General features: G+C 70.2%; 23 protein-coding genes and 1 tRNA gene. 17 read left to right on the top strand and 7 right to left on the bottom strand.

Annotated features, from left to right (window positions below; genetic code table 11):
• Nucleotides 1-119: 119 nt before the first annotated feature.
• Entirely contained in the window at nt 120-3,212 is a 3,093-nt protein-coding gene (locus ACFOES_RS05415; RefSeq protein ID WP_377832175.1) for an efflux RND transporter permease subunit, read from the bottom strand.
• On the bottom strand, nt 3,209-4,555 hold the full coding sequence (locus ACFOES_RS05410) for an efflux RND transporter periplasmic adaptor subunit (RefSeq protein WP_377832174.1): 1,347 nt from the start codon (nt 4,553-4,555) through the stop codon (nt 3,209-3,211). The genes ACFOES_RS05415 and ACFOES_RS05410 overlap by 4 nt, the downstream gene beginning before the upstream one ends.
• A 455-nt stretch (nt 4,556-5,010) precedes the next feature.
• On the opposite strand from ACFOES_RS05410, the gene ACFOES_RS05405 reads away from it, so the two are divergent.
• Genes ACFOES_RS05405 through ACFOES_RS05390 form a run of 4 tightly spaced genes read left to right on the top strand, consistent with a single transcriptional unit; the run spans nt 5,011 to nt 8,305 of the window.
• A complete protein-coding gene (locus ACFOES_RS05405) occupies nt 5,011-5,883 on the top strand; it encodes a UDP-2,3-diacylglucosamine diphosphatase (protein WP_377832173.1) in 873 nt (290 codons plus the stop codon).
• 1 nt (nt 5,884) lies between these two features.
• Entirely contained in the window at nt 5,885-7,027 is a 1,143-nt protein-coding gene (locus ACFOES_RS05400) for a ceramide glucosyltransferase (protein WP_377832172.1), read from the top strand.
• Nucleotides 7,028-7,037: 10 nt separating this feature from the next.
• Nucleotides 7,038-7,610: a DedA family protein gene (locus tag ACFOES_RS05395; protein WP_377832171.1), complete on the top strand. Its 573-nt coding sequence runs from the start codon at nt 7,038-7,040 to the stop codon at nt 7,608-7,610.
• On the top strand, nt 7,607-8,305 hold the full coding sequence (locus ACFOES_RS05390) for a glycosyltransferase family 2 protein (protein ID WP_377832170.1): 699 nt from the start codon (nt 7,607-7,609) through the stop codon (nt 8,303-8,305). The genes ACFOES_RS05395 and ACFOES_RS05390 overlap by 4 nt, the downstream gene beginning before the upstream one ends.
• A gap of 5 nt (nt 8,306-8,310) precedes the next feature.
• Here ACFOES_RS05390 and ACFOES_RS05385 read toward each other — a convergent pair whose 3' ends face one another.
• Entirely contained in the window at nt 8,311-8,964 is a 654-nt protein-coding gene (locus ACFOES_RS05385) for an SOS response-associated peptidase (RefSeq protein WP_377832169.1), read from the bottom strand.
• 205 nt (nt 8,965-9,169) lie between these two features.
• Between ACFOES_RS05385 and ACFOES_RS05380 the strand changes: the two genes are divergently transcribed.
• On the top strand, nt 9,170-9,955 hold the full coding sequence (locus ACFOES_RS05380; RefSeq protein ID WP_377832168.1) for an alpha/beta family hydrolase: 786 nt from the start codon (nt 9,170-9,172) through the stop codon (nt 9,953-9,955).
• 204 nt (nt 9,956-10,159) lie between these two features.
• Here the strand turns inward: ACFOES_RS05380 and ACFOES_RS05375 are convergent.
• Nucleotides 10,160-10,236 (bottom strand) — tRNA-Ile (locus tag ACFOES_RS05375).
• A gap of 116 nt (nt 10,237-10,352) precedes the next feature.
• Here ACFOES_RS05375 and purM point away from each other — a divergent pair.
• The 7 genes from purM to ACFOES_RS05340 all read left to right on the top strand — a co-directional run bounded on the left by purM (nt 10,353) and on the right by ACFOES_RS05340 (nt 17,351).
• The gene (gene purM, locus ACFOES_RS05370) at nt 10,353-11,399 is read left to right on the top strand and encodes a phosphoribosylformylglycinamidine cyclo-ligase (RefSeq protein WP_377832167.1); all 1,047 of its coding nucleotides are present in this window, start codon (nt 10,353-10,355) and stop codon (nt 11,397-11,399) included.
• Nucleotides 11,396-11,986, top strand: a complete 591-nt coding sequence (gene purN / locus ACFOES_RS05365) for a phosphoribosylglycinamide formyltransferase (RefSeq protein ID WP_377832166.1) — start codon at nt 11,396-11,398, stop codon at nt 11,984-11,986. The genes purM and purN overlap by 4 nt, the downstream gene beginning before the upstream one ends.
• A gap of 644 nt (nt 11,987-12,630) precedes the next feature.
• Complete coding sequence (locus tag ACFOES_RS05360; RefSeq protein WP_377832164.1) at nt 12,631-14,172, top strand: sigma-54-dependent Fis family transcriptional regulator; 1,542 nt, start codon at nt 12,631-12,633, stop codon at nt 14,170-14,172.
• A gap of 139 nt (nt 14,173-14,311) precedes the next feature.
• On the top strand, nt 14,312-15,298 hold the full coding sequence (locus tag ACFOES_RS05355; protein ID WP_377832163.1) for a thiamine pyrophosphate-dependent dehydrogenase E1 component subunit alpha: 987 nt from the start codon (nt 14,312-14,314) through the stop codon (nt 15,296-15,298).
• Between the two features lie 24 nt (nt 15,299-15,322).
• Nucleotides 15,323-16,342: an alpha-ketoacid dehydrogenase subunit beta gene (locus tag ACFOES_RS05350; protein ID WP_377832161.1), complete on the top strand. Its 1,020-nt coding sequence runs from the start codon at nt 15,323-15,325 to the stop codon at nt 16,340-16,342.
• A gap of 77 nt (nt 16,343-16,419) precedes the next feature.
• Nucleotides 16,420-16,650 carry a biotin/lipoyl-containing protein gene (locus ACFOES_RS05345; RefSeq protein ID WP_377832159.1) on the top strand — a complete coding sequence of 77 codons (231 nt, stop codon included), beginning with the start codon at nt 16,420-16,422 and terminating at the stop codon, nt 16,648-16,650.
• Nucleotides 16,647-17,351, top strand: a complete 705-nt coding sequence (locus ACFOES_RS05340; RefSeq protein WP_377832156.1) for a lipoyl protein ligase domain-containing protein — start codon at nt 16,647-16,649, stop codon at nt 17,349-17,351. Before ACFOES_RS05345 ends, ACFOES_RS05340 begins: the two co-directional genes overlap by 4 nt.
• 163 nt (nt 17,352-17,514) lie before the next feature.
• Here ACFOES_RS05340 and xth read toward each other — a convergent pair whose 3' ends face one another.
• Nucleotides 17,515-18,294 carry an exodeoxyribonuclease III gene (gene xth / locus ACFOES_RS05335; protein WP_377832155.1) on the bottom strand — a complete coding sequence of 260 codons (780 nt, stop codon included), beginning with the start codon at nt 18,292-18,294 and terminating at the stop codon, nt 17,515-17,517.
• Between the two features lie 222 nt (nt 18,295-18,516).
• Between xth and ACFOES_RS05330 the strand changes: the two genes are divergently transcribed.
• From ACFOES_RS05330 to ACFOES_RS05320, 3 genes are read left to right on the top strand one after another with little or no spacing between them, the layout of a single operon-like run.
• The gene (locus ACFOES_RS05330) at nt 18,517-18,975 is read left to right on the top strand and encodes a hypothetical protein (protein ID WP_377832153.1); all 459 of its coding nucleotides are present in this window, start codon (nt 18,517-18,519) and stop codon (nt 18,973-18,975) included.
• On the top strand, nt 18,936-20,096 hold the full coding sequence (locus tag ACFOES_RS05325; RefSeq protein ID WP_377832152.1) for a DUF6902 family protein: 1,161 nt from the start codon (nt 18,936-18,938) through the stop codon (nt 20,094-20,096). The genes ACFOES_RS05330 and ACFOES_RS05325 overlap by 40 nt, the downstream gene beginning before the upstream one ends.
• Nucleotides 20,093-21,157 (top strand): DMT family transporter, encoded by a 1,065-nt coding sequence (locus tag ACFOES_RS05320; protein WP_377832151.1) that lies wholly within the window; start codon nt 20,093-20,095, stop codon nt 21,155-21,157. Before ACFOES_RS05325 ends, ACFOES_RS05320 begins: the two co-directional genes overlap by 4 nt.
• On the opposite strand, the gene ACFOES_RS05315 is transcribed toward ACFOES_RS05320, so the two are convergent.
• Both ACFOES_RS05315 and erpA read right to left on the bottom strand, forming a co-directional pair.
• Complete coding sequence (locus tag ACFOES_RS05315; protein WP_377832150.1) at nt 21,141-21,659, bottom strand: hypothetical protein; 519 nt, start codon at nt 21,657-21,659, stop codon at nt 21,141-21,143. The genes ACFOES_RS05320 and ACFOES_RS05315 overlap by 17 nt on opposite strands.
• 188 nt (nt 21,660-21,847) lie before the next feature.
• Nucleotides 21,848-22,174, bottom strand: coding sequence for an iron-sulfur cluster insertion protein ErpA (gene erpA, locus ACFOES_RS05310; protein WP_377833007.1), 327 nt, complete (start codon nt 22,172-22,174; stop codon nt 21,848-21,850).
• A gap of 82 nt (nt 22,175-22,256) precedes the next feature.
• Here erpA and ACFOES_RS05305 point away from each other — a divergent pair, with 82 nt between their 5' ends.
• Nucleotides 22,257-23,402, top strand: coding sequence for a deoxyguanosinetriphosphate triphosphohydrolase (locus ACFOES_RS05305; protein WP_377832148.1), 1,146 nt, complete (start codon nt 22,257-22,259; stop codon nt 23,400-23,402).
• Between the two features lie 44 nt (nt 23,403-23,446).
• On the top strand, nt 23,447-25,276 hold the full coding sequence (locus ACFOES_RS05300) for a cation:proton antiporter (RefSeq protein ID WP_377832147.1): 1,830 nt from the start codon (nt 23,447-23,449) through the stop codon (nt 25,274-25,276).
• The last annotated feature ends 37 nt before the right edge of the window (nt 25,277-25,313 follow it).

Raw genomic sequence — 25,313 nt, 5'->3', positions numbered from 1 at the left:
TCTTCTACCAGAGGTCGGCGCGCGGCCCCCAAAGCGCCAGCCCGCCGGGACGGGCAGGCGCTGCGCGGCGGCTACGCCTTGATTCCGCGCCGTTAGCGCGCCGCAACCTATGCCTGCCTCTATTCCTCCTCGCGCTTGATCAGCCGCAGGTCGTGCAGGATGGCGAAGACCGCCGGGGTCACGAACAGCGCCAGCAGGGTCGCGCCGGACAGGCCGAAGGCGAGGCTGGCCACGATCGGGCGCAGGAACTGGGCCTGGGTCGATTGCTCGAACAGCAGGGGCCCGAGGCCGACGACGGTGGTCAGCGAGGTCAGGAAGATCGCCCGGAACCGGTCGCGCACGGCCTCCTCGGCCGAGGCGATCATCTCGCCGCCGGCATTGAACCGTTCCTTGATGAAGGCGATCAGCAGGATCGAGTCGTTCACCACCACGCCGGCCAGCGTCGCCAGTCCGACCAGGCTGGGCAGCGACAGCTGCATGCCCAGCGCCATGTGGCCCCACATCACCCCGATCAGCCCGAGCGGGATGGCGACGAAGACGGCGATCGGCTGGAGGAAGCTGCGGAACTGGAAGGCGAGGATGAAATAGACCCCGATCAGGCCCAGCAACAGGTTCTTGCCCAGCGAACTGCCGGTGGTGGCGGTGTCCTTCGCCTCGCCGACCACGACCACCCGGATCTCGGGATGGGTCTCGGCCAGCTTGGGCAGGAAGTCGGTCTTCATCGCCGCCATCAGCTCGCGCGCATTGGCGACGGCGGGGTTGATCGAGCCGGTCACCGACACCGTGCGCGCGCCATCGATCCGCGTGATCGAGGAATAGCCGCGGGTCTCGGTCACGTCGGCGACGGCCGAGAGCGGCACCAGCGCGCCGTCCGGCCCGGCGATGCGGATCCGGTCGATATCGGCGGCGGTGTTGCGGTCGGGCGCGGTCAGCCGGGCGACGATGTCGAGCTTGCCCAGCCCGTCCTGGACCTGCAGCCCGGTATCGCCGCGGAAGGCGGCGCGCAGCTGGCCGGCGACGCTCTGGGCGCTGACGCCCAGCGCGGTGGCGGCGTTGGGGCGCAGGGTGACGACATATTCGCGCTTGCCCGGCCGCAGGTCGTAGGTGACGTCGCGGACGCCGTCGAATTCGCGGAAGAAGCCGCGCAGCTGGCGGGCGGTGGTTTCCAGCGTCGCCAGATCCGGGCCCTGCAGCCGGATGTCGATCGGCTTGCCGCCGACGCCGCGCTCCTTGTCGGTGAAGCGCAGCGCCGCCATGTCGGGCATCGGCCCGGTGAGCTTCTTCCACTGGTCGAGCACGTCGGTGACGCTGGTCGAGCGCACGCCCGCCGGCAGCAGCCTTGCGCTCACCGTCGCCATGTGCGGCCCGGTTTCCGGCACGTCGGCGTTGACGCCGTAGGAGACCGTGATGCTCTCCACCAGCGGCTGGCCGCCCGGCTGTTTCGGCGTCTCCTCGGCGTTGAGCTTGTTCAGCGCCGCCTCGACCTTGGCGACGCGCTGCCGGGTCAGATCCAGCGGCGCGCCCTGGGCCAGCAGCAGCCGCGCCTCGACGGTGTCGCTTTCCAGCGTCGGGAAGCTCTGGAACTTGATCAGCCCGCCCGAGAACGGCGCGAGCGAGACCAGGATCAGGAACAGGGCGATGCCGAGGGTGAAATAGCGGAACTTCAGCGCCGCCCGGGCGATCGGCACGATGACCCGGTCGCGCAGCCCGTCGAAACCGGCATTGACCGCGCGGGTGACCAGGCCGGGGCGGCGGTCGTGCCGGAGCGCGTGATGCAGGTGGTTGGGCAGGATGAAGAAGGCCTCGATCAGGCTGACGATCAGCGTCATCACCAGCACGATCGGCAGGAATTTCAGCACCGCCCCGATCTTGCCCGCCATCAGCCCCAGCGGCCCGACGATCATCACCGTGGTCAGGAACGAGGCGGTGACGCCGGGCGCGACCTGCCGGGCGCCGTTGACCGCCGCCTCGAGCCCGCTTTCGCCCTGCTGCCGCCTTCGGACGATGTTTTCCGAGATCACGATGGCGTCGTCCATCAGCAGGCCGATGGCGACCAGCAGCGCCACCATGGTGATCATGTTGATCGTCAGCCCCAGCAGCTGCATCGCGAAGACGGTGCCGAGGAACGACACCGGCAGCCCCATCGCCACCCAGAACGAGAAGCGGAAGCCGAAGAACAGCCACATCACCACCAGCACCAGCACCAGGCCCTGGATGCCGTTGCTGGTGATGATCCGCAGCCGGTCGACGATGTTCTGGGTGCTGTCCTGCGAGATCGACAGGGTGATGCCCTCGGGCGCCTGGTCGCGGGCGGTCGCCAGTTGCTTCTGCAACGCCGCCATGACCTTGAGCGCGTCCTGGCTGGCGGTCTTGGTGACGTTGATGATCGCGGCACGCTTGCCGTCGTAATAGGACGCCTCGTGCGGGTCGCTGAAGCGGGTGGTGATGGTCGCGACATCGCCCAGCAGCACCTCGCCGCCCTGGGCCGAGCCGGTGATCGGCAGCTTGGCGAACTCGGCCGGGCTGCGTTTCTCGCCCGAGAACCGGATCAAGGCATCGCCGCCGGGGCCTTCCAGCGTGCCCGCCGGCATGTCGAGGCTGCCGCGCGCCAGCGCCGCCGAGACGTCGGCGATGGTCAGGCCGTGCGCCTCGAGCGCGGCGGCCGAGACCTCGATGGCGATCTCTCGGTCCGAGAAACCGGCGACGCTGGCCTGAGAAATCGCCGGGTCGCGCTTGAACTGCTCGGCCAGCTGGTCGGCATAGGCGTAGAGCGTGGCCGGATCCTTCGGCCCGGTGACGGCGACCGAGGCGACCGCGGCGGTGCGCTCGACCACCCGGACCACCGGATCTTCGGCCTTGTCGGGCAGGCCGGTGACGCCCTCGACCGCCGCCTTGACGTCGGACGAGAAGCGGTCCATGTCGGCGCCCTCGACGATGGTCGCGGTGATCAGGGCGAGGTTGTCGCGCGCCTGGCAGGTGAGCTCGTCAAGGTTCTCGACCGCCCGGATCGGGTCTTCGACCACCATGCAGATGCCGCGTTCGACCTCGGCCGGCGAGGCGCCGGGATAGGCGATGCGGACCTCGACATCCGAGGGCGCGACGACCGGAAAAGTGTCGCGTTGCAGCGCGGGCACGGCGGCGAGGCCGAGGCCGATCAGCGCCAGCATCAGGATATTGGCGGCGGTCGGATGGGCCGCGAACAGGCGGATCATTCCTCGGCACTCCCGCCCTTGCCGGCCTTGCTGCCGGGCTTGGCATCCTTGGCCGGGAGGGGCTGGCCCTTGGCGAGCGCGGCGATGCGCTGCGCCAGCTCGGTGTCCTCGACCGGCTTGACCTGCATGCCCGGCACGGCGACCGACGGATCCGTCACCACCAGCTTGTCGCCTTCCTCGAGCCCGCCGGAAATCGCGGCGATGCCGTCGACGGTGTAGGCGACCGTGACCTGTTTCTGCGCCAGGGTGTTCTCCGGCGTCACCACCAGCGCGGAGCCGCCCTGCACGGCCTCGGCCGGCACCGCCAGCACCGGTCGCGGCGGCGCGCTCAGGGTGACCGAGACGAACATGTTGCGCCGCAGCGGCGGCCGCGTTCCGGCCGCGGCCTGGGCCTGCGGCTGATCGACCCGCAGGATGATATTGGCGCTCTGGGTCCTGGCGTCGATGGCCTCGGCGACCCGCTCGACGCTGGCGTCCCAGGTCACGTCATGGCCCGGCGCCGGCAGCCGCACCCTGGCCTTGAGGTCGAGCACGGTCTTGCCGTCACCCAGTGAGCGCACCAGTGGTCCCATCCGGCCGATCGGGAACTGCGCGGTGATCTCGGCGGCGTCGGTGCCCTCGGCCGTGAACAGCACCGAGCCGCGGCTGACATATTGCCCGACCTCGGCCGAGACGGTGCCGATGCGCAGGTCGTAGGGCGCCGTGACGGTGGTGAATTCGAGGCTGCGCTCGGCCGTCGCCCGCTGCGCGGTCAGCACGTCGCGCTCGGCATCGTTGAGCTTGAGCTGGTTCTCGACCTCGGTCACCTTGGCCCGCGCCGCCAGCACGACCCGCCGCGCCTGGTCCAGCGCCGCCTGCGTCGTCACCCCCTGCTTCTGCAGGTCCTGCTGGCGGGCCAGCTCGGCCCGGGCCAGCTCCAGATCCGCGGAGTTGATCGCCAGCGTCGCCTTCAGGGTTTCGTCCTTGACGTCGAGCGCCTTCATCTGGGCGTCGGTCTGGGCCAGCGACAGCCTGAGATCGGTATCGTCGATCTTGAGCAGCACCGTCCCCTCGGGTGCCAGATCGCCGTTGGCCAGCAGCGGCGAGGTCTCCCGCACCGCGCCCTCGACCCGGGCGACCGCGCGCCATTCCCGCGCCGGGGCGACCGTGCCGTAGCCCGAAACGCGCGGCACCATCGGCACCGGCGCCAGGGTGACGACGCGTACGGGCGTCGGCGGCCGGCTACGCTCCTTGGTCTCGGGCGCGCCGCGCAGGGCGCCGGCATAGGCGATGGCGAGGACGCCGGCCGCGACCGGCAGGGCGACCGCAAGGCTGCGGCCCAGGGCGGAAATCAGGCGGGACATGACGACTCCATTCGACGCGACGGGATCAGGCTAAGCACGGGATCGTGAAACGAAAAGCGCGAATGTGTCACAGCCGGCCACTGCGCCGGGAAAGCGCCGTCCGGCCCGCGCTTCGGCCTGGGTGAAAAGATTACAGATTTGTGAGGAAGCCGTCATCTGGTTGAAACAAACCCTTGCCACCTGCCAAGGTGAAGAGAGCTCGGCCGCGCGAAGCGGTTGCGGAGAGGACGGATGGCTTAGGGCGAAGCGGTGCCGCAGGGCACCGGCGTCAGCGAAGCGACAGGTTCGGACTGGAACGATTGTTGCAGGCGCGCCGCAGGCCCGGACGCCTTTCGCGCTTCTGGTGGCGCCACCCGCGATGGTCACAAAATCGTGTGGCGCATGAGGTAATGGACAATCGTGCCGCAATGCAGCATCGTTGCGGCAGGCAAGGAAGTTTCGCGGTGAAAGATCACATGTCGGACCCATCGGACAGGCAGGCCCCGGAGGACACGGCCCCGGCCAGGGCGCCCGGGACGCGGCGCGCGGACGGGCGGCGCCACCATCGCAGCCTCTTCGTCTCCGACCTGCACATGGGCGCCCGCGGTTGCCGTGCCGATCTTTTCCTGGAATTCCTCGAGCACAACGACGCCGACACGATCTACCTGGTCGGCGACATCTTCGACAACTGGCAGCCGATGGGCTCGAACTGGACGCCGACCCATGACGCGGTGATCCAGGCGGTGATGGCGCGGGCCGACGAGGGCGCGCGCATCGTCTACCTGCCGGGCAATCACGATGCCTTCTTCCGGCGCCACTACGGCACCTATTTCGACCGCATCGAAGTGACCGAACAGGCGTTCCACATCGCCGCCGACGGCCGCCGCTACCTGGTGCTGCACGGCGATTGCTGCGACGTCTTCATGCGCCGGGCGCGCTGGCTGTCGCGGATGGCGGCGCAGGCCGACGGGCTGCTGCGCGGGACCAGCAACCTGGTCAACCGGGTCCGTCGGCTGCTGGGAATGGACGAGCTGATCTTCATCGAGCGGGCGATCCTGCGCTTCAACACCCTGATCCGCTACGGCAACCGGTTCGAGAAGCGGCTCGCCCGGCTGGCGGCCGATTACGATCAGGACGGGGTGATCTGCGGCCATTACCACAAGCCGGCGCTGCACAACGATTTCGGCGTGATCTACGCCAATTGCGGCGACTGGATCGACAGTTTCACCGCCATCGCCGAGAATGCCGATGGCGGGCTGCAGCTGCTGCGCTGGCGGCTGGAGGACGACGCACTGCCCGCCGAAGGGCGGCTGGGCGAGGCCGAGGACGCCCCGCCGATGGCGACTTAGGATGAGCTGGATGACGTATTTCCTCGCGGCGTTCTGCATCGCCGCCCTTGCCGTGCATCTGGCCAGCATCGCGCTGGTCGGGCGCCGGCTGCGCCGGGCGGCGCCGGAGAGCCCCTCGGGGGCGCGGCCGCCGATCACGCTGGTGCGGCCGGTCTGCGGGCTCGAGAACCATGTCGAGGAGACGCTGCGCTCGTCCTTCCGCCTCGACTATCCCGACTACGAGGTGATCTTCTGCGCCGCCCGTGCCGACGACCCGGTGGTGCCGCTGGTCGAGCGGCTGATCGCCGAACACCCGCAGGTGCCGGCGCGGCTGCTGACCGGCGACGACGCGATCAGCGGCAACCCGAAACTGAATAACGTGGTCAAGGGCTGGAACGCCGCCCGGGCCGAGTGGATCGTGATGGCCGACAGCAACCTGCTGCTGCCCGCCGATTACCTCGACCGGCTGCTGGCGGTGTGGACCCCGGGCACCGGGCTGGTGTCGTCGCCGGCCTATGGCAGCGCCCCGGAAGGTTTCGCCGCCGCGCTCGAGGCCGGCTTCCTCAACAGCTACCAGGCGCGCTGGCAGCTGGCGGCGGATGAGCTGGGCAACGGCTATGCCCAGGGCAAGACGCTGTTCTGGCGCCGCGACGTGCTCGAGAGCGGCGGCGGGCTGAAACGGCTGGGGGCCGAGATGGCCGAGGATGTCGCCTCGACCAAGCTGGTGCGCGGCGCCGGGCTCAAGGTGCGGGTGGCGCAGCGGCCCTTCGCCCAGCCGATCGGCCGCAAGCGGCTGGCCGAGGTCTGGAGCCGGCAATTGCGTTGGGCCAAGGTGCGGCGGCTGGGCTTCCCGCTGCTGTTCGCCCCCGAGGTCCTGACCGGCGCGCTGCCGCCGGCGCTGGCGCTGACCGCGCTGGTCGCGCTCGGGGCGGTGCCCTCCGGTGCCCTTCCTCTCGGGCTGGTGCTCTGGTATGGGGCCGAATGGCTCTTCACCCGCAGCGCCGGCTGGCCCGCCGGTCCGCGCGACATCGCCGCCTGGCTGCTGCGCGACCTGATGGTGCCGGCGCTCTGGGTCGGAGCCTGGGCCGGGCGCGACTTCACCTGGCGCGGCAACCACATGGCGAAGGCCGACGCGACGGGACTGACCCCGGCGGCCTCGGAATAAGGGCGGTCCCATGGGGCTCGACACGGTCATTCACCTGATCCAGACGCACGGCCTGCTTCTGCTGGCGCCGATCGCGGTGCTGGAAGGGCCGATCGTCACGGTGATTGCCTCCTACCTGGCCCGGCTGGGTTACATGGACATCTATGCCGTCTTCGTGGTCGTGGTGCTGGCCGACCTGGTCGGAGACGCGATCTTCTACGAGCTCGGCCGGGCCGGACCGCGCTTCCTGCCGGCGCGCTGGCTCAACCGGATCGGCCTGTCCGAGGACCGGCTCGAGGCGCTGACGGCGCATTTCCGCTATCGCGGCGGCCGGACGCTGGTGATCGGCAAGCTGACCCATTCCGCCGGCATGCTGGTGCTGGTCGCCGCCGGCGCCTCGCGGATGAATTTCGGCCTGTTCCTGTGGTACAACCTGCTGGGCACGGTGCCGAAAAGCCTGTTCTTCGCCGTCATCGGCTATTCGCTGGGCTTCGCCTATACCGCGATCGACGGCTGGATCTTCCGCGGCTCGATCCTGCTGCTGATCCTGCTGATCCTCGGCGGCATCTGGTGGGTCGTCCGTCACCGGAGGCGCTGGACATGACGCAAGCGGTTTCCTGCATCATCCCGGTCTATAACGAGGCGGCGCGGATCGTGCCGGTGCTGCGCGCCGTCGCCGGCCACCCGGAGCTGGCCGAGGTGATCGTCGTCGACGACGGCTCGACCGACGGCACGGCCGAGGTGGTCGAACGGATCGAGGGCGTGCGGCTGATCCGGCTCGACCCCAACCGCGGCAAGACCGGGGCGCTGGCCGCCGGGATCGCGGCGGCGTCCTCGCCGCTGCTGATGCTGATCGACGGCGACCTCCAGGGGCTGACCCCGGCCCATATCAGCCAGCTGGCCCGGCCGGTGCGCCACGGTCAGGCCGACATGACGATCAGCCTGCGCGACAACGCCCCCAGGCTGTGGCACCTGATCGGGATCGACTACATCTCGGGCGAACGGGTGCTGCCGCGCAGCTTGCTGGAAGAGGGGATGGCGGCACTGGACGTGCTGCCGAAATTCGGCTTCGAGGTCCATCTCAACGCCATCGCCCTGCGCCGGCGGGCCCGGATCTGCGTCGTCCGCTGGAACGGCGTCAAGAGCCCGTACAAGAACGCCAAATACGGGCTGTGGCGCGGGATCTGGGCCGATGTGAAGATGATGGGCGATATCTTCCGCACCGTGCCGCCGCAGAAGATCGTCGGCCAGATCCTCGCCATGCGGGCGCGGCGCGTCGGCTACGTGCCGGCGGAGTAGGGGGCCTAGGCCAGCGGCTCGATCAGCTCGGGATCGTCGTTGCGCACCGAGCCGACGGCGCGGCCGACCCGGTGCCAGTCCAGCAGCGCCGAGGGCAGGCGCTCGACCGCCTCGACCTCGGCGCCGTCGAGCCAGGCCTCGGCCCCGTCGCGCGACAGCATCAGCGGCGTGCGGCCGTGGATCCCGGCCAGCTCCGGCCGCGCCGCCTCGGTCAGCACGGTGCAGGTCAGGCCGTCGTAATCCGGCAGCCGGACCGAGCTGAACAGCCCTGCCAGCAGCAGCGCCGGCGCGTTGCCGGCAGGGTGGATGTAGTAGGGCTGCTTGCCGTCCTGGCCGGCCTGCCATTCGTAATAGCCCGAGGCCGGCACCAGGCAGCGGCCGTGGCGATAGGCGCCGCGGAAGGTCGGCTTGCCGGCCACGTCCTCGCAGCGGGCGTTGAAGGTCGCGGCCCGCCACTCGCGCGTTTCCTTCCGGAACCAGCCCGGGATCAGCCCCCAGCGCGCCAACGCGGCCCGCGGCTGGCCGTCCTGGCGGAAGATGACCGGGACGGGCGCGGTCGGCGGCACGTTGTAGCTGGTCGGGATGTCGAGCACGTCGGGGGCGATGCCGTATTCCAGCCAGTTCCAGAGCTGGCGCCAGGTCAGCCCGGCATGGGTCATCCGTCCGCACATATCGCCCTTTCGCCTCTCCGAATTGCCGAGCGTCTGCCTGCGATGCTCCGCCTTCGCGGCAGTCTCCGCAACCGCCCTTGCGCCTTGATGCCGCGTGGTCACCCGTTCCGGAGCCACTCTCGCGCTGGCAGCTGCACGTGGCAGGTGTATCATGGCGGCGGTACTTGGTTCAGGGTTGTTCGGGGCGGCAGTGATGGACACGGATGCGGGGCGATCGCACAGGGCCGGTTCGGACAGCGGCGGCAGAGATGTCCTGATCGTCATCGGGCGCCAGAACACTGCGAAGAAATCGCCGCAGCTGGACGGGGTGATCCGGGCGCTGCAGGAACGGGGCATGGCTGTCGAACGGTTCGGCTTCGATCCGGACGGGCGTTTCAGGAGAGCCCTCCCGCCAGCCATGGAGGTGGAGCAAAGCGCCGCCAGACGCCGGGTCGGTGCCGTTCACAACTGGCTCTGGCGTTTTGCCAGCCTTGGCTTGCGCCCGTTCAGATTTGCGCCCGGCCGCCTCAACCGGCTGTCGAAAGAGGCCGTCACCGCCCGGCTCTGTGCCCGCAGCGTGCGACGGTTTGCCGACGGCCTCGGCCCGGAGACGCGGATATTCGTCCTGGCGCATTCCTTCGGCGGCCGGATCGCGGCCCAGCTCGAACCGATGCCGGCACTCAGGGGCGTTGTCTGCTTCGGCTATCCGTTCAAGCATCCGGAGCGAAGGCGCGAGGCGGCGAGAACCCTGCCATTGGCGACGCTGGACACGCCTTTCCTGATCATCCAGGGCCGTCAGGATGCCTATGGCGGAGCGGCGGAAGCCGGGCGTTGCCGGATGTCGCCCTGCGTTTCGGTCGAATTCGTCGATGCCGGCCATGATTACGAGGGCGCCGTGGCCGATGAGTTTCGGACCGTCGTCGAGAGGATCGCCGGGTTTCTGCAGCTCGCGGGCGGTCCGCCGGTCCTGGGCCGCGGGATAATTCCGCCGCAAGAGTGACGGGGAGCCGGGCTCGGCCCTGAACAGGAAGGCTGTCGAAATCACGACGCGGGGCCGATTGGCTGACTGGGGCGGCGTGCCCCCCGGTCTTCGGGGGCCGCGTCATGCCTTCCAGCCGATGCCGCCTGCCGTGGCCGCCGGCCATCCTGACGGCCAGGCGACGCCCGGGCAGAGCCGGCAAATTCTCGCGCTCGATCCGCAAATTGGTAGGCCCGGAGGGACTCGAACCCCCAACCAAGGCGTTATGAGCGCCCTGCTCTAACCAATTGAGCTACAGGCCCGGCCGCGCAATCCCTAGCAGACCGGACGGGGCGGTCAAGCGGTCGCGATGCGTCGCGGAGCGTTGCGCGGCGGGCGGCGATCGTCTAGACGGGCGCAAACCATCCGCGAGGCCGCCATGACCAGCAAGAAATCCGGGCTGACCTATGCCGAGGCCGGGGTCGATATCGACGCCGGCAACGAACTTGTCGAACGCATCAAGCCGGCGGCGAAGCGCAGCGCGCGGCCGGGCACCATGGCCGGGCTGGGCGGCTTCGGCGCGCTGTTCGATCTCAAGGCCGCCGGCTATGCCGATCCGGTGCTGGTGGCGGCGACCGACGGCGTCGGCACCAAGCTGCGCATCGCCATCGACACCGGCCATGTCGGCCAGGTCGGTATCGACCTCGTCGCGATGTGCGTCAACGACCTCGTCTGCCAGGGCGCCGAACCGCTGTTCTTCCTCGACTATTTCGCCACCGGCAAGCTCGAGCTCGACCAGGCGGCGGCGGTGATCGAGGGCATCGCCGAGGGCTGCACCGCTTCGGGCTGCGCCCTGATCGGCGGCGAGACGGCCGAGATGCCGGGCATGTATCACGGCGGCGACTTCGACCTTGCCGGCTTCGCCGTCGGCGCGATGGAGCGCGGCCACGACCTGCCGGCCGGGGTCGAGGAGGGCGACGTGCTGCTCGGCCTCGCTTCCTCGGGCGTCCATTCCAACGGCTTCTCGCTGGTGCGCAAGGTGATCGAGCGCGCCGGGCTGAGCTGGGAGTCGCCGGCGCCCTTCGCCCAGGGCTCGCTGGGCGAGGTGCTGCTGACGCCGACCCGGCTCTACGTCAAGTCGGCGCTCGGCGCCTTCCGCGCCGGCGGCGTCCACGCGCTGGCCCACATCACCGGCGGCGGCCTGACCGAGAACCTGCCGCGGGTGCTGCCCGAGGGGCTGGGGGCCGAGATCGACCTCGATAGCTGGGACCTGCCGCCGGTCTTCCGCTGGCTGGCCGAGGGGGCGCAGCTCGACGAGGCCGAGCTGCTCAAGACCTTCAATGCCGGCATCGGCATGGTGGCGGTCGTCGCCGCCGACCGGGCCGACACGCTGGCGGCGCATTTCCAGGCCGAAGGCGAGCAGGTGGTGCGGCTGGGCAAGATCGTGAAAGGCGAGGGCGTGCGCTACAGCGGGGCGCTTCTGTGAAACGCGTCGCCATCCTGATCTCGGGCGGCGGCTCCAACATGGTGGCGCTGGCCGAGAGCATGGTGGGCGATCACCCGGCGCGGCCGGTGCTGGTGCTGTCGAACGACCCGCAGGCCGGCGGCCTGAAGAAGGCCGCGGCGATGGGCATTCCGACCGCGGCGGTCGATCACCGGCCCTTCGGCAAGGACCGGGCGGCGTTCGAGGCCGAGCTGCTCAAGCCGCTGCTGGCGGCCGAGCCGGACATCGTCTGCCTGGCGGGCTTCATGCGCGTGCTGACGCCGGATTTCGTCGCCCGTTTCGAGGGCCGGATGCTGAACATCCACCCCTCGCTGCTGCCGAAATATCCCGGCCTGCACACCCATCGGCGCGCCATCGACGCCGGCGATGCCGAGGCCGGCTGCACCGTGCACGAGGTCACCTCGGTGCTCGACAGCGGCCCGATCCTCGGCCAGGCCCGGGTGCCGGTGCGGCCCGGAGACACCGCCGAGATGCTCGCCGCCCGGGTGCTGGAGCAGGAACACAAGCTCTATCCGGCGGTGCTGCGCCGCTACGCCGCGGGCGACCGGACGCCAGTCTACCTGCCCTAGCGCGGGCCGGCACGCTGTCGCCGGCGCCCCGGCAGCGTGCGCCAAGCGGAAGGACAGGCCGTCGTTTCCGTGCCGTGCCGGGGCCTTGATCCTGCGGGCGCCCGGGCGATCCGCCTCTGCGGCCGCACCGCGAAGGGCCGCGCCCGGCAGTCGCATCGAGCGGCCGGCGATCGTGATCGGTCCGGCCGGGACCGATCTGCTCCGGGTTGCGCCGCTTGGCCCGGAGGCTCCGGAAATCCATGCACCCGCGCCGGCGATATGCTAGCCTGAGCCGCGCCTGCCAACCCGCCTTGGCTCCAGGACGGCGGTGCGGAACGGTTTCGGGCGGGCATGTCCCCGCGCGTCCGCAGGGGGCAGGGCGTCTGCAGGGAGGGCATCGAATGGCACGGCTCCATGGCAACGGCGGCCCGCTTGGACGGAAACCCCCGCATCCTCTGCTGGCCGCGTCTTGGAGGCGGTGCGAAGACCTCTACCATCTCGTCCCGGACGTCTCGCGCCCGGTCCTGCGACTCCAGGAAGGCGAAATCCGCCAGCGCGCCGAATGCTTCGCCGACAGGCTGGGCGACGGTGTCAGCCATCTCGGTCCCCTCGAAAGCGTGGTCGCGGCCGGTGGCGGCACCCTGCTGGTGTCGGATGTCGAACAGGTGCTGCTGCCGCTGACCTCCGCCCCGCCAGCCGACGCCGCGCTGGTGCGGCGCGGGATCGTCGCCGGCAGCTGCTGGGACGAGCGTGTCGCCGGCACCAACGGCATCCAGATGGCGCTGACGACGCGGGAACCCTTCACGGTGCGCGGGGACGAGCATTTCTTCGTCGGGTTGCGACAGTTCAGCTGCTGTTCGGTCCCGATCCTCGACGCGGAAAACCGCATCGTCGGGGCGCTGACATCGGCGGCGATCGAGCGCAAGCAGAGCGCGACTCAGCCGCTGGCGGCGATGGTCATGCAGATTGCCGCGCGCCGGTTGCAGGCGGCGATGTTCCGGCGCCGTCACGCGGGGCAGGTCCTGCTGTCGCTTGCGCCGCTCGACAATTCGGATCTCGACGGTGCGGTGAACGCGCTTGTCGCCCTCGATGAAAGCGGGCGGGTCGTTGCCGCGACGCGGCGCGCCGCGCGGATGGCGGGAAGCCCGCGCCCCGATGCCATGATCGGCCACAGCATGGAAACGCTTTTCGGCATCGGGCTCGACCGGCTGATGGACGCGCCGGACTGGTTTGCCCGCAGCGAAGGCACGCACCCGGCCGCCATCGGCCTGCATCTGACACGGCCGGTCGGACCGCGCGGCAGGACGCCTGCGGCGGCGATGGCGTCCCCGCCCGCGCCGCCGCCCTGGGGCGTCGAGCTCACCGCCGAGGCGGAAGCCGCCTTCCGCGAAGGCCTGCCGGTGCTCGTGATCGGCGAGACCGGAACCGGCAAGACCGCCTTCGCGCGCTGCCTGCACGATGGCCTCGACGCGGCGGATGCCCAGGCGTTCACCATCGACTGCGCGCAGATCGAGGCCACCGAAGCCGGCCGGCTGCGCATCGGCCTGCTGCTCGAACGCGCCCTTCAGGCCGCGCGCGACAGCGGGGCGCCGGCCAGCCTGATCCTGGATCACCTGGAGGCCCTGGCCCCGGCGCCGCAGGCCTGGCTGGTCGAGCTGCTGTCGAGGCTGGAAGAGCGGCCCGAAACCGTGGCCGGCGCACCGGCGCTGCGGATCGCCGCGCTTGCCGCCCGGCCGCCCGAGGCGCTGATCGCAGCGGGGCTGCTGCGCGACGACCTGCTGTATCGCCTGCAGGGCGCGCGCGTGCTGTTGCCGCCTCTGCGCGAAGACCCCGCCGCGCTGGCCGAAACGCTCGGCCGCCTGGCCCGGGAGGCCGCGGGGGAAAGCGTGCCGATCGACGCCACGGCGCTGGCCGTGCTGATGGCCTATCCCTGGCCGGGCAACCTGCGCGAGGCGCGCCTCGTCATGCGCCTGGCCTGCAGCCGGGCGCAGGGGCGGCCGATCCTGCCGCGGCATCTGCCCTCGCATCTGTCCGCGGCGGCCTCGGACCCGCCGGCCGAAACCGCCGAGACCCGCATCGTTCAGGCCCTGCACGCAACCGGTTGGAACGTCTCGGCCGCCGCGCGGCGGCTGGGGCTCAGCCGCTCGACCCTGCACCGCAGGATCCGCCGCGCGGGCCTCGGGCGTCCCGGAAGCCGCCCGGTCTGACATCCCCCCTGCGACACCTGTCGCATCCTGCTGCGACACCTGCCCGGGCGCGGATGATGGTGTTTGGCGCCGGCCGGCTTCGGCGTCAACCTTGCGCCTGCGAGCGCCGTCATCCCGGCGCGCATGGGAGGAGGACACGATGACACCGTCCAAGCAGCAACTGCACTGGATGTACGAGACGATGGTCACCAGCCGTCGTTTCGAAGAGACGATCGAGAAGATCTACCTCGAGGGCAAGCAGCCGGTCTTCAACATGGCCAGCGGCCCGATCCCGGGCGAAATGCACCTGTCGAACGGGCAGGAGCCGGTGGCGGTCGGGGTCTGCGCCCATCTCGAGAAGGAGGATATCGTCACCGCGACGCACCGTCCGCATCACGAGGCCATTGCCAAGGGCGTCGACCTCAAGCGCATGGCGGCCGAGATCTTCGGCCGCGCGACGGGGCTGAGCGGCGGACGCGGCGGACATATGCACCTGTTCGATCCCGAGGTGAATTTCGCCTGCGCCGGCATCATCGCCCAGGGCATGGGCCCCGCCGTCGGCGCGGCGCTGTCGCGCAAGATGCAGGGCAAGCCCGGCGTCGCGGTGGCGTTCATCGGCGAAGGCGCGGCGAACCAGGGCGCCTTTCACGAGGCGATGAACCTGGCCGCGCTGTGGAAACTGCCGTTCGTCTGCGTGATCGAGGACAACAGCTGGGGCATCTCGGTGGCCAAGAAGGACTCGACCGCGGTGGCGCGCAACGACGTGCGCGGCGCGGCCTATGGCGTGCCGGGCGTCTATGTCGGCGGCAACGATCCGTGGAAGATCTTCGAAGCCGCCGGCGAGGCCGTGACGCGGGCGCGGGCGGGCGACGGGCCCACCCTGATCGAGGCCGAGACCTTTCGCCTTGCCGGGCATTTCATGGGCGATGCCGAGGGCTACCGGCCTAAGGGCGAGAAGGAGGCGCTGTTCGCGCGCGATCCGATCCCGGCGATGCGCAAGCGGCTGCTCGATGAGGGCAGCGCCGACGAGGCGCAGCTGAAGGAGCTCGAGGCACGCGCCGAAGCTCGCGTGGCCGAGGCGATCGACTTCGCCCGCTCGAGCCCGGCCCCGGCCCCCGGGGACGCGCTGACGGAAATCTTCGCGTGAGGACGATGATCGGGAGGACATGACATGACCCAGAGCAATGAACGCAAACTGACCATCGCCCGCGCCATGGCCGAAGCCATCGCGCAGGAAATGCGCACCGATCCCGGTGTCTTCGTGATGGGCGAGGACATCGCCGCGCTCGGCGGCGTCTTCGGCAACACCCGCGGCCTGGTCGAGGAATTCGGCCGCGAACGCATTCGCGACACCCCGATTTCCGAGACCGGCTTCATCGGCGCGGCGGTGGGCGCGGCCCAGGACGGCATGCGCCCCGTGGTCGAGCTGATGTTCGCCGACTTCTTCGGCGTCTGCTTCGACGCAATCTACAACCTGATGGCCAAGAACACCTTCTTCTCGGGCGGCAATTTCAAGGTGCCGATGGTGCTGATGACCTCGACCGGCGGCGGCTATTCCGATGCCGGCCAGCATTCGCAATGCCTCTACGGCACCTTCGCGCATCTGCCGGGGATGAAGGTGGTCACGCCGTCGAATTCCTATGATGCGAAGGGCATGATGACGGCGGCGATCCGCGACGACAGCCCCGTCGTCTACATGTTCCACAAGTCGCTGCAGGGCATGGGCTGGCTCGGGACCGAGCAGGGCGCCTCGGTCCACACGCCGGAAGAGGCCTATACCGTCGAGTTCGGCAAGGCGAAGGTGGTGCGTGAGGGCCGCGACGTGACGATCGTCAGCCTGGCGATGGGCGTGCATCACGCGCTCAAGGCGGCGGCAGAGCTGGAAAAGGCCGGCGTCAGTGCCGAGGTGGTCGACCTGCGCACCCTGGTGCCGCTCGACCGCGAGACGATCCGCGCCTCGGTGGCCAAGACCGGGCGCCTGATCGTGGTCGACGAGGATTACCACAGCTTCGGCGTCTCGGGCGAGGTGATCGCCTCGGTCGTCGAGCATGACATCTCGGTGCTCAAGGCGGCGCCGCAGCGCGTGACCTCGCCCGACGCGCCGATCCCCTACGCCCGCGAGATGGAGGCGTTCTTCCTGCCCAGCCCGGCCAAGATCGTGGATGCCTGGAGCCGGATCAAGGCCGCCTGAGCCGGTCCGGCCGGGGCCACAGCGCCGGCCCCGGCCCCTGCCGCGAACGGCGCGACACTGCTCAAAGGAAGGACGAAATGACCCCCATCACGATCCCGACCGACCTGTGGGAGGGCGATGACGAGACCGTCATCACCTCGTGGTTCGCCAGCGAAGGCGCGGCCGTGTCGGAAGGCGCGCTGATCGCCGAGATCATGACCGCCAAGACCCAGTACGAGATCCACGCCCCGGCAAGCGGCCGGCTGCACATCCTCCGGGACGTCGACGCGGTCGTGGCCAAGGGCGCGGTCATCGGCGAGGTGACGTGACGACGGCCGGCGCCGTGACCGGGCCACGGCGCTTCGCGACCGCAGCCGAGGGTCTGGCTGCCGAAGGCGGGCTTCTCAGGGCGGCACGCGAGGGCCAGCAGGGCGGGCTGGTCTGGAGTTCGGCCCGGCCCGCCCTGGTGGCGCCGACCGCGCTGTCGCGGCGGCCGGGCTACGAAGGGGCCGCCGCGAACAGCGCCGCCCGCGGCTGGCCGGTCCATCTCCGGCCGACCGGGGGCGGCGTGACGCCGCAAGCTCCGGGCATCGTCAATCTCGCGCTCGCCGGCCCCGCCGATGGTCTGTCGACCGAAGCCGCCTATCGCAGGCTCTGCGACCTCATCGCGACGGCGCTGGCCGGGCTTGGCATCGCGACCGCGACCGGCGCCCTTGCCGGCAGTTTCTGCGATGGCCGCTGGAACCTGCTTTGCCGTGGCCGCAAGATCGCCGGCACGGCGCAGCGTTGGGTGCCGCGCCGGCCGCCACAGCGGGGCTGGTGCCTTCTGGCGCATGCCGTCATCCTTGATGACGTCGCGCTTGCCGCGCCCCTTGCCGCCATCGACGACCTGAGCGCCGATCTGCAGCAGCCCGCCACCTCGGGGCCTTCCGCGCACACGACCGTCGCCGACGAGCGCGCCCCGGGTTGCGGCACGCGCCTTGACGCGATGCTGGCCGCGCGGGCCGGTGACGGATTCCGGCAGGGCTGAAGGATTGCGGCCAGGGGCAGCGGGGGGAGGGCGCGCGCCCATGGATGGGCGGGTGCGCCCCAGATCGGTGCCCTCGCATGGCGCGGAAACCGTAGCTCCGGTCGCGCCGCGTCCTCGTCGCCCCGAAGTCCGCGCGGCGGTCCGGGGCGGCGGCCCGGCCTTGCTACAGGTCCAGCTCGACCCAGACCGGGACGTGATCCGACGGCTTGTCCTCGCCGCGGACCTCCTTGTCGATGCCGACATCGGTCAGCAGGTCGGCCGCCTGGGGCGTCAGCAGGACATGGTCGATGCGGATGCCGTTGTTCCTGGCCCAGGCGCCGGCCTGGTAGTCCCAGAAACTGTAATGGCCCGGGCGCGGCTCGCGGGCGCGGAAGGCCTCGGTGAAGCCGAGATTGAGGATGCGGCGGAAGGCGGCGCGGCTTTCGGGCAGGAACAGCGCGTCCTCGCGCCAGGCCTCCGGCTTGGCCGCGTCCTCGGCCTGCGGGATGATGTTGTAATCCCCCGCCATCAGCGCCGGTTCCTCGGCTGCCAGCAACTCGGCGGCGCGGGCGCGCATCCGCTCCATCCAGGCCAGCTTGTAGTCGTATTTCGGCCCCGGCGCCGGGTTGCCGTTGGGCAGGTAGAGGCCGCAGAGCCGCAGCGCCCGCCTGCCGACCACCGTCGCCTCGATCCAGCGCGCCTGTTCGTCCTCGGGATCGCCGGGCAGCCCGCGGCGGACATCCTCGAGCGGCAGCTTCGACAGGATGGCGACGCCGTTGAAGGACTTCTGGCCATGCACCGCCACGTTGTAGCCCATGTCCTCGAACAGGCTGGCGGGGAAGGCGTCGTCCATCGACTTGATTTCCTGCAGCAGCACGATGTCGGGCGCGGCGGCCTCGAGCCAGCGCGGCAGGGCCTCGGCCCGCGCCTTGATGCCGTTGATGTTGAACGTGGCGATTTTCATCCGGCTCTCCCGCGCGGGTCAGGCCCGCTCGGGTCTGGATAGCGCGGCGGGCCGGCGGGAACAAGCGCGGGCACGGTCCAGCCGGGCGGCGCACACGCTCAGGTGGCAAGTTGTTGGAATTGATCTTTATTAAGTAGTAGTAAAATCGTTCAGCAATGCTACCCTAGGTTGTGTTTTGCAAATCACGATTCTGCCAGAACCCCAGACGGGAAGGAGATTCCGATGCACAAGACCGAATACGAGAGCCGTTCCGCCACCGCCGTGCCGGGCGTGCCGATGCAGGCCACGGCTCCGGCCGCCGCCCCGCGTACCCTGTTTTCGGGCGCCGACTGCGAGATGAGCACCTCGTCCTATGATTGCGGCGACGGCGCCCTGTTCTCGGGCGCGGGGACGGCGCTCGCGACCTCGTCCTACGAGATGGGCGGCAGCGCCCTGGCGGGGGCCGGCACGGCGCTCAGCACCTCGTCCTACGACACCGCCGGCACGGCGCTGGAGGGCGGCGCGGGCTGCGACATGGTCACCTCGTCCTATGCGCCGCAGCAGGACAGCGCGCTCGAGGCCGGTGGCGGTACTGCGCTGACCACCTCGTCCTACGAGGCCGCCGGCGGGATCGAGACCGGCTCCGCGACCGCGCTGTCGATGTGCTCGTGGAATACGGCCGGCAAGACCGGCCGCGCCTGAGGACGGAGGCATTGCTCCCGCTTCATGTCCCAGGTGGAACCGGCGCCCTGCACAGGAGAGCGGGGCGCCGGTCTGATCCGGCGGCGCTGGACGCCATCGCGGCGGCCTTCGCGCGCCATCGGCGCGGGCCACAGGACGTGATGTATCTCAAGGAGAATGCCGAGCTTCTCAATATCGTCGAGACCACCGGGCTGGCTGCTGGCACCCGGCTGGGCCGGCATTACCGCGCCTTCCATGCCGGGGCGCCGGGCTTCCTGGCCTTCTTTCCGCAATATTACCGCTTCATCCTGTCGATCGCCGGCGATGCCGAGGCGCTTGGCCTGGCGGCGGGCGTGGCCGAGGGGCTGGCGGCGCGGGTGGCCAGGCTGCGGCTGGCCGAGGGCGAGGTGTCGGACCTGCAGCGGATGGAAGCGCGCCGGCTCTGCGCCCGGCACGGGATCCGGGTGCTGCAGGAGGACGGCGGGCTGGACGACCGCGCCATCGCCTTCATGTCACGCCCCGCCGCCTTCGCCGTCCCCAACCGCAAGGCGGCCTACGACCTGACCCATTTCATATTCTACCTCACCGAATACGGGCGCAGCCGGGTGGAGCTGCCCGAAGCCGTGATCGGGAGCCTGACCAATACCGGCCTGATCGCGATGATGGAGGAGGATATCGACCTCCTGTCCGAGGTCTGCATCGCGCTGCGCTGGCTCGGCCGGCGGCCGCCGGAACTGTGGGAAAGCTATATCGCCGGCGATCTGGCCGATTTCGAGATCTTCCGGACCGAGCCGGACGATCCCGCCGCCCAGCAGGACGACTACCACCCGTTCCTGGTCGCCAACTGGCACCAGGCGGTGGCGGGCGCCGCCGCCTTTGCCCATGCCGCCCGGCCCGGGCGGCTGGTTTTCCGGCGCCGGCCCGAGAATCGTTGCACTCTGACCGAGATTTCGCAAATACTTCTACAACTGACACGCGAGAATCGCATGACCATCGGCAATCTGTTCGAAAGATTGCCGGACGGGCTGTCGCCGCGGTCGCGCCGGGTATTCGAGACGGTCGGGCGGTCGAGCCCGCAATTCGAAGAGTTTCTGCACCGGTTCTGTCATCGGACCCTGGGCGTGGATGTGGGGGCATCATGAACGGGCGAAAACAGCAGGCGATCATCGGCGCGGGCCTTGCTCTGAGCGCCGTGATGCTGACCGCCACGACGGATCTTCTGGCCAAGCTGCTGGCGATGCAGTACCCGGTCCAGCAGGTGAATTTCCTGGCCGCGCTTGTCGGCATCGGCGGGGCCTGGCTGCTCAGCCGGCGCGGCTATTTCGGCGGCGGCGGGCTGCGGACCGCCTTTCCCTGGACCATGGCGCTGCGCTCGGTGATCACCGTCGGCGCGGCGGTGAGCTACTTCCTCGCCTACAAGCATCTGCAACTGACCGAGGTCTTCGTCTTCAGCGCGCTGCTGCCGGTGCTGACCGGGCTGCTGTCGGGGCCGGTGCTGGGCGAGCCGGTGGCGCCGCGCTACTGGGTCGCGCTGGCGGCCAGTGTCCTGGGCGTGGTGCTGGTGCTGCCGGCGCCGGGCGGCGGGCAGGCGCTCTATTACGGCCTCGCCATCTGCGGCAGCCTGTTCGGCGCGGTGTCGCTGACCCTGGCGCGCAAGATCGGCCGGGAAGAGGGCAACGCGGCGGCGCTGGTCTTCTACCCGCAGATCGCGCTGGCGCTGATGATGGGGGTGACGCTGCCCGGTCACGTCGCGCCGATGAGCCCGGCGGATATCGGTCTGGTGGTGCTGTTCGGGCTCGGCTTCCTGGGCGGCAAGATCGCGCTGGCGGCGGCCTTCTCGCGCGCGCCGGCGATGGTGGTCTCACCGATCCTGAACCTGCAGTTCTTCGTCCTGCTGGCCTTCGGCTTCCTGTTCTTCGGCGACCTGCCGGGGCAGGGCATCTATCTCGGCGCCGCGATCGTGATCGTCGCCGGGCTCTACGTCACCTTCGGCAATCACGCGCCGGCGCCGGCCAAGACCGCGCCTGCGCCCACGATGCCGGACAGTTCCGGGCGGACCGCGGCCGATGCCGCGGCGTCTCTGCGCCGCCCCGTTCAGGCGCCGATGCCGGCGGCGCGCCGGCGGGGCGCCCTGCGGCCGGCGCGCCAGGGATTGCCTGACGCGGCGGCCGAGGCCCGGGCCGCGCTCAGCCCTTCACGGTGAACAGCGTCCACATCCCCATCACGTAGTGACCGGGAATGTTGCAGTAGAGGATGTATTCGCCCGGCTTGAGCGTCAGGGTCAGGGCACCGCTGGCGCCGGGATCGAGTTCCGAGACCTCGCCCAGATGGCCGGCCTTCTCTTCCTCGACCCGCATCTCCTCCTTGTTGTAGGGCAGGACCTCGTCCTTGCTCTTGATCGGGGCGACGATCATCTCGTGCACGGTGTCTTTCGAGTTGTTGGTGACCTCGAAGGTGATCTTGCCGGCCTTGATCGCATCGGGCGTGGCGGTGACGCCCATGGTGGCCAGCTTGTCGTGCTTGGCGGCGCCGATCATGTTGAAGCCCATCGGCGGCTCTTCCCCCAGTTTGTCCATGGCGTTGTCGCCCTTGTCCCAGAGCGAGACATGGACGACCTCGCCCGAGGCGGCGAGCGCCGGGGTCAGGGAAAGGGCGGGCAGGGCGGCGGCGGCAAGCAGCAAGGCGCTGCGGCGTGTCAGGGTCATTTCAGGGTCCTCCTTCCGGTGACGCGTTTCCATGCCGCGACACTGCCCGCAGAGGCCCTTAAGAAAACTTGATCTCGATCACGGGTCACCGGAAGGTGAAGTTCCTGACGCTTCGCTGACGGACCGGCCGGATGCCGCCGAACCGCGCCCGGCGCAGGCGGATCGCCTGCAGGGCCGGGGGCGCCCGCCTAGATCGAGAAGGAGGTGCCGCAGCCGCAGGAGGAGGTGGCGTTGGGGTTCTCGACGACGAAGCGGGCACCGATCAGGTCGTCCGAGAAGTCGATCACCGCGTCGGCTAGGAAGGGCAGCGAGACGCTGTCGATCAGCACCTTCTGGCCGTCCTTCTCAAGCACCAGGTCGTCCTCGGCCGGCTCGTCCAGCTTGATGTCGTACTGGAACCCCGAACAGCCGCCGCCCTCGACGGCGACGCGCAGCGCATGCGGACCCTCGGCCTCGGCCGCGATCTCGGCGAGGCGGGCGAAGGCACGGTCGGTGACCCGGGGCGGAACTGTCAGGCTCATGGTAAGACCCGTATCATTGCTGCGATATTTCACATATAGAGTGGCGAAAAGGACCCGACAAGGACAGGCAGAACTCATGCTCGCGCCCTATGCCTGCCGCCCGGAGGACAGCCGGGGGCGGCTTTATCCCGAAAGCTATTCCACCTTCCGCTCGCCGTTCCAGCGCGACCGCGACCGGATCATCCATTCCTCGGCCTTCCGCCGCCTCAAGCACAAGACCCAGGTCTTCGTCGAGCACGAGGGCGATTACTACCGCACGAGGCTGACCCATACGATCGAGGTGGCGCAGGTGGCGCGGACCATCGCCGGGGTGCTGGGGCTGAACACCGACCTGGCCGAGGCGATCGCGCTGGCCCACGACCTGGGCCACACCCCCTTCGGCCATACCGGCGAGGACGCGATGGCCGAGCTGATGGCGCCCTATGGCGGCTTCGACCACAATGCCCAGGCGCTGCGCATCGTCACCCGGCTGGAACGCCACTACGCCGATTTCGACGGCCTCAACCTGACCTGGGAGACGCTGGAGGGCATCGCCAAGCATAACGGCCCGGTCGCCCCGCCGTACCCCTACGCGCTGGCCGAGGTGAACGACGGCTTCGACCTCGAGCTCGACACCCATGCCAGCGCCGAGGCCCAGGTGGCGGCGGTGGCCGACGACGTCGCCTACAACCACCACGACCTGCATGACGGGCTGCGCTCGGGCCTGTTCACCGAGGACGACCTGATGGAGCTGCCGATCACCGCCCCGGCCTTCGAGGAGGTCGACCGGCTCTATCCCGGGCTCGACCCGATGCGGCGCCGGCACGAGGCGCTGCGGCGGGTCTTCGGCACCATGGTCGAGGACGTGATCGCCATCGCCCAGCAGCGGCTCGAGGCGGCCCAGCCACAGAGCGTGACCGACATCCGCCAGATGGGGGTGACGATCATCCGCTTCTCGAAGCCGCTCTACCAGGACATCAAGGCGGTCAAGGCGTTCCTGTTCAAGCGGATGTACCGCGCCCCTTCGGTGGTGAAAGAGCGGGCGCGGGTGACCCGGGTGGTCAATGACCTGTTCCCGCTGTTCATGCGCCGGCCGGAGTTGTTGCCGGCCGAGTGGCGCCAGGATGTCGAAACCGCCGGCGACGAGACCGCGCTGGCCCGGATCGTCGCCGATTACGTCGCCGGCATGACCGACCGCTTCGCGCTGCAGGAGCATGCGCGGCTGTTCGGGCATGCCGCATGAGCGCCGTCGCCGGGGCAGCTGAGGCCGCCGGGGCAGGGGCCGCGATGACCGCCGTGATGACCCCCGTGATGGCCTTCGCGCTGGTCGGCGTCCTGGGCGTCGGGGCGCAGTGGCTGGCCTGGCGGCTGCGGATGCCGGCCATCGTGCTGATGCTGGCGGCGGGGCTTGTCATCGGTCCGGTCGCCGGCCTCTTCGATCCGGCCCGCGACATCGGCCCGATCATGGCGCCGATGATCTCGGTCGCCGTCGCCATCATCCTGTTCGAGGGCGGGATGAGCCTCGACTTCCACAAGCTGGGAGACGCCCGCGCCGGGGTGCGGCGGCTGATCTTCTTCGGCGCGCCGCTGGGCTGGCTGTTCTCGGCCCTGGCGCTGCGCCATGTCGCCGGGCTGGACTGGGAGAGCTCGGCGGTGTTCGGCGGTATCATGATCGTCACCGGGCCGACCGTGATCGCGCCCTTGCTGCGCCAGGCGCGGCTGCCGCGCCGGCCCTCGGCGCTGCTGCAATGGGAGGCGATCGTCGGCGACCCGATCGGGGCGCTGGCCGCCGTGCTGGCCTACGAGGTCGTGCTGGTGCGCCACACCGCCACAAGCGCCTCCGGCGCGGCCTGGGAGCTGGTGCTGGGCATCGGCTTCGCCGCCGCGCTCGGGGCGGCGGCGGGCTATGGCCTGGCCCGGGCCTTCCGCGCCGGCAAGGTGCCGGAATACATGAAGGTGCCCGGCCTCTTCGCCCTGCTGCTCGCCGTCTTCGCGCTGTCGGACCACATGCTGCACGAATCCGGCCTTCTGGCCGTCACCGTGATGGGCGTCGCCATCGCCAATGCCGGGCTGCCCTCCTATGACGAGCTGCGCCGGTTCAAGGAACATGCGACGGTGCTGCTGGTCTCGGGCGTGTTCATCCTGATGGCGGCGGGGCTGGATCTCGATGCGGTCAAGGCGCTGGACTGGCGGGCCGGGCTGTTCGTCCTGGCCGTGATCCTCGTCGCCCGGCCGGCGGCCGTCGCCCTGGCGCTGATCGGCACCCCGGTGCCGGGGCGCGAGCGGCTGCTGATCGCCTTCACCGGCCCGCGCGGCATCGTCCTGGTCGCCGTCGCCGCGCTGTTCGGCGAGCGGCTGGCGGCGCTCGGCGTCGCGGATGGCCGGCTGCTCGGCCCGCTGGCCTTCGTGCTGGTGGCGGTGACGGTGGTGCTGCACGGCTTCACCCTGGGTCCGCTGGCGCGGCTGCTGGGGCTGGGCGGGGCGGAGCAGCCGGGCGTGCTGCTGGTCGGCGCGACCCGCTTCACCGTGGCGCTGGCCGAGGCGCTGAAGAAGCTCGAGATCCCGGTGCTGATCGCCGATCCCAACCATCGCCGCCTGCGCCGCGCCCGCCGCGCCGGGTTGACCGCCTTCTCGGGCGACATCCTGTCGGAAGGGGCCGAGAGCTCGGTCGAGCTGGTCGCCTTCGGCATGGCCGTCGCCGCGACCGACAACGATGCCTACAACACCTTGGTCGCGACCGATCTCGGCCCGGAATTCGGCCGCGACAACGTCTACCAGACGACGCGCGACAAGGAGGAGAACGCCCGCCACGCCCTGCCGGCGACGCTGGGCGGGCGGGCCTTCGGCGCGGCCCAGACCGCGGAGGCGCTGGAGGCGAAGATGATCGAGGGCTGGACCATCGGCACCAGCCGGCTGACCGAGGAATTCGGCTTCGACGACTGGCGTGCCAGGCGGCCGCAGGCGGTGCTGCTGGGCCGGCTCGGGCCGGGCGGGGCGCTGCGTTTCGTCGCCGACGAGGCCAAGGTCAAATCGGCCCCCGGCACCCAGCTGATCGCGCTGCTGCCGCCCGAGGCCGAGCCAGCAGAGCCAGAGGCCGGGAAAACGCCCGCCCATTGACCCGCCGATCCGGCGTGGTAAACCCCGCCGGGACACA

The sequence above is a fragment of the Acidimangrovimonas pyrenivorans genome, from assembly GCF_042643245.1.
Classification (GTDB): Bacteria; Pseudomonadota; Alphaproteobacteria; order Rhodobacterales; family Rhodobacteraceae; genus Acidimangrovimonas; species Acidimangrovimonas pyrenivorans.
This window is presented reverse-complemented; position numbering and strand designations above follow the sequence as displayed.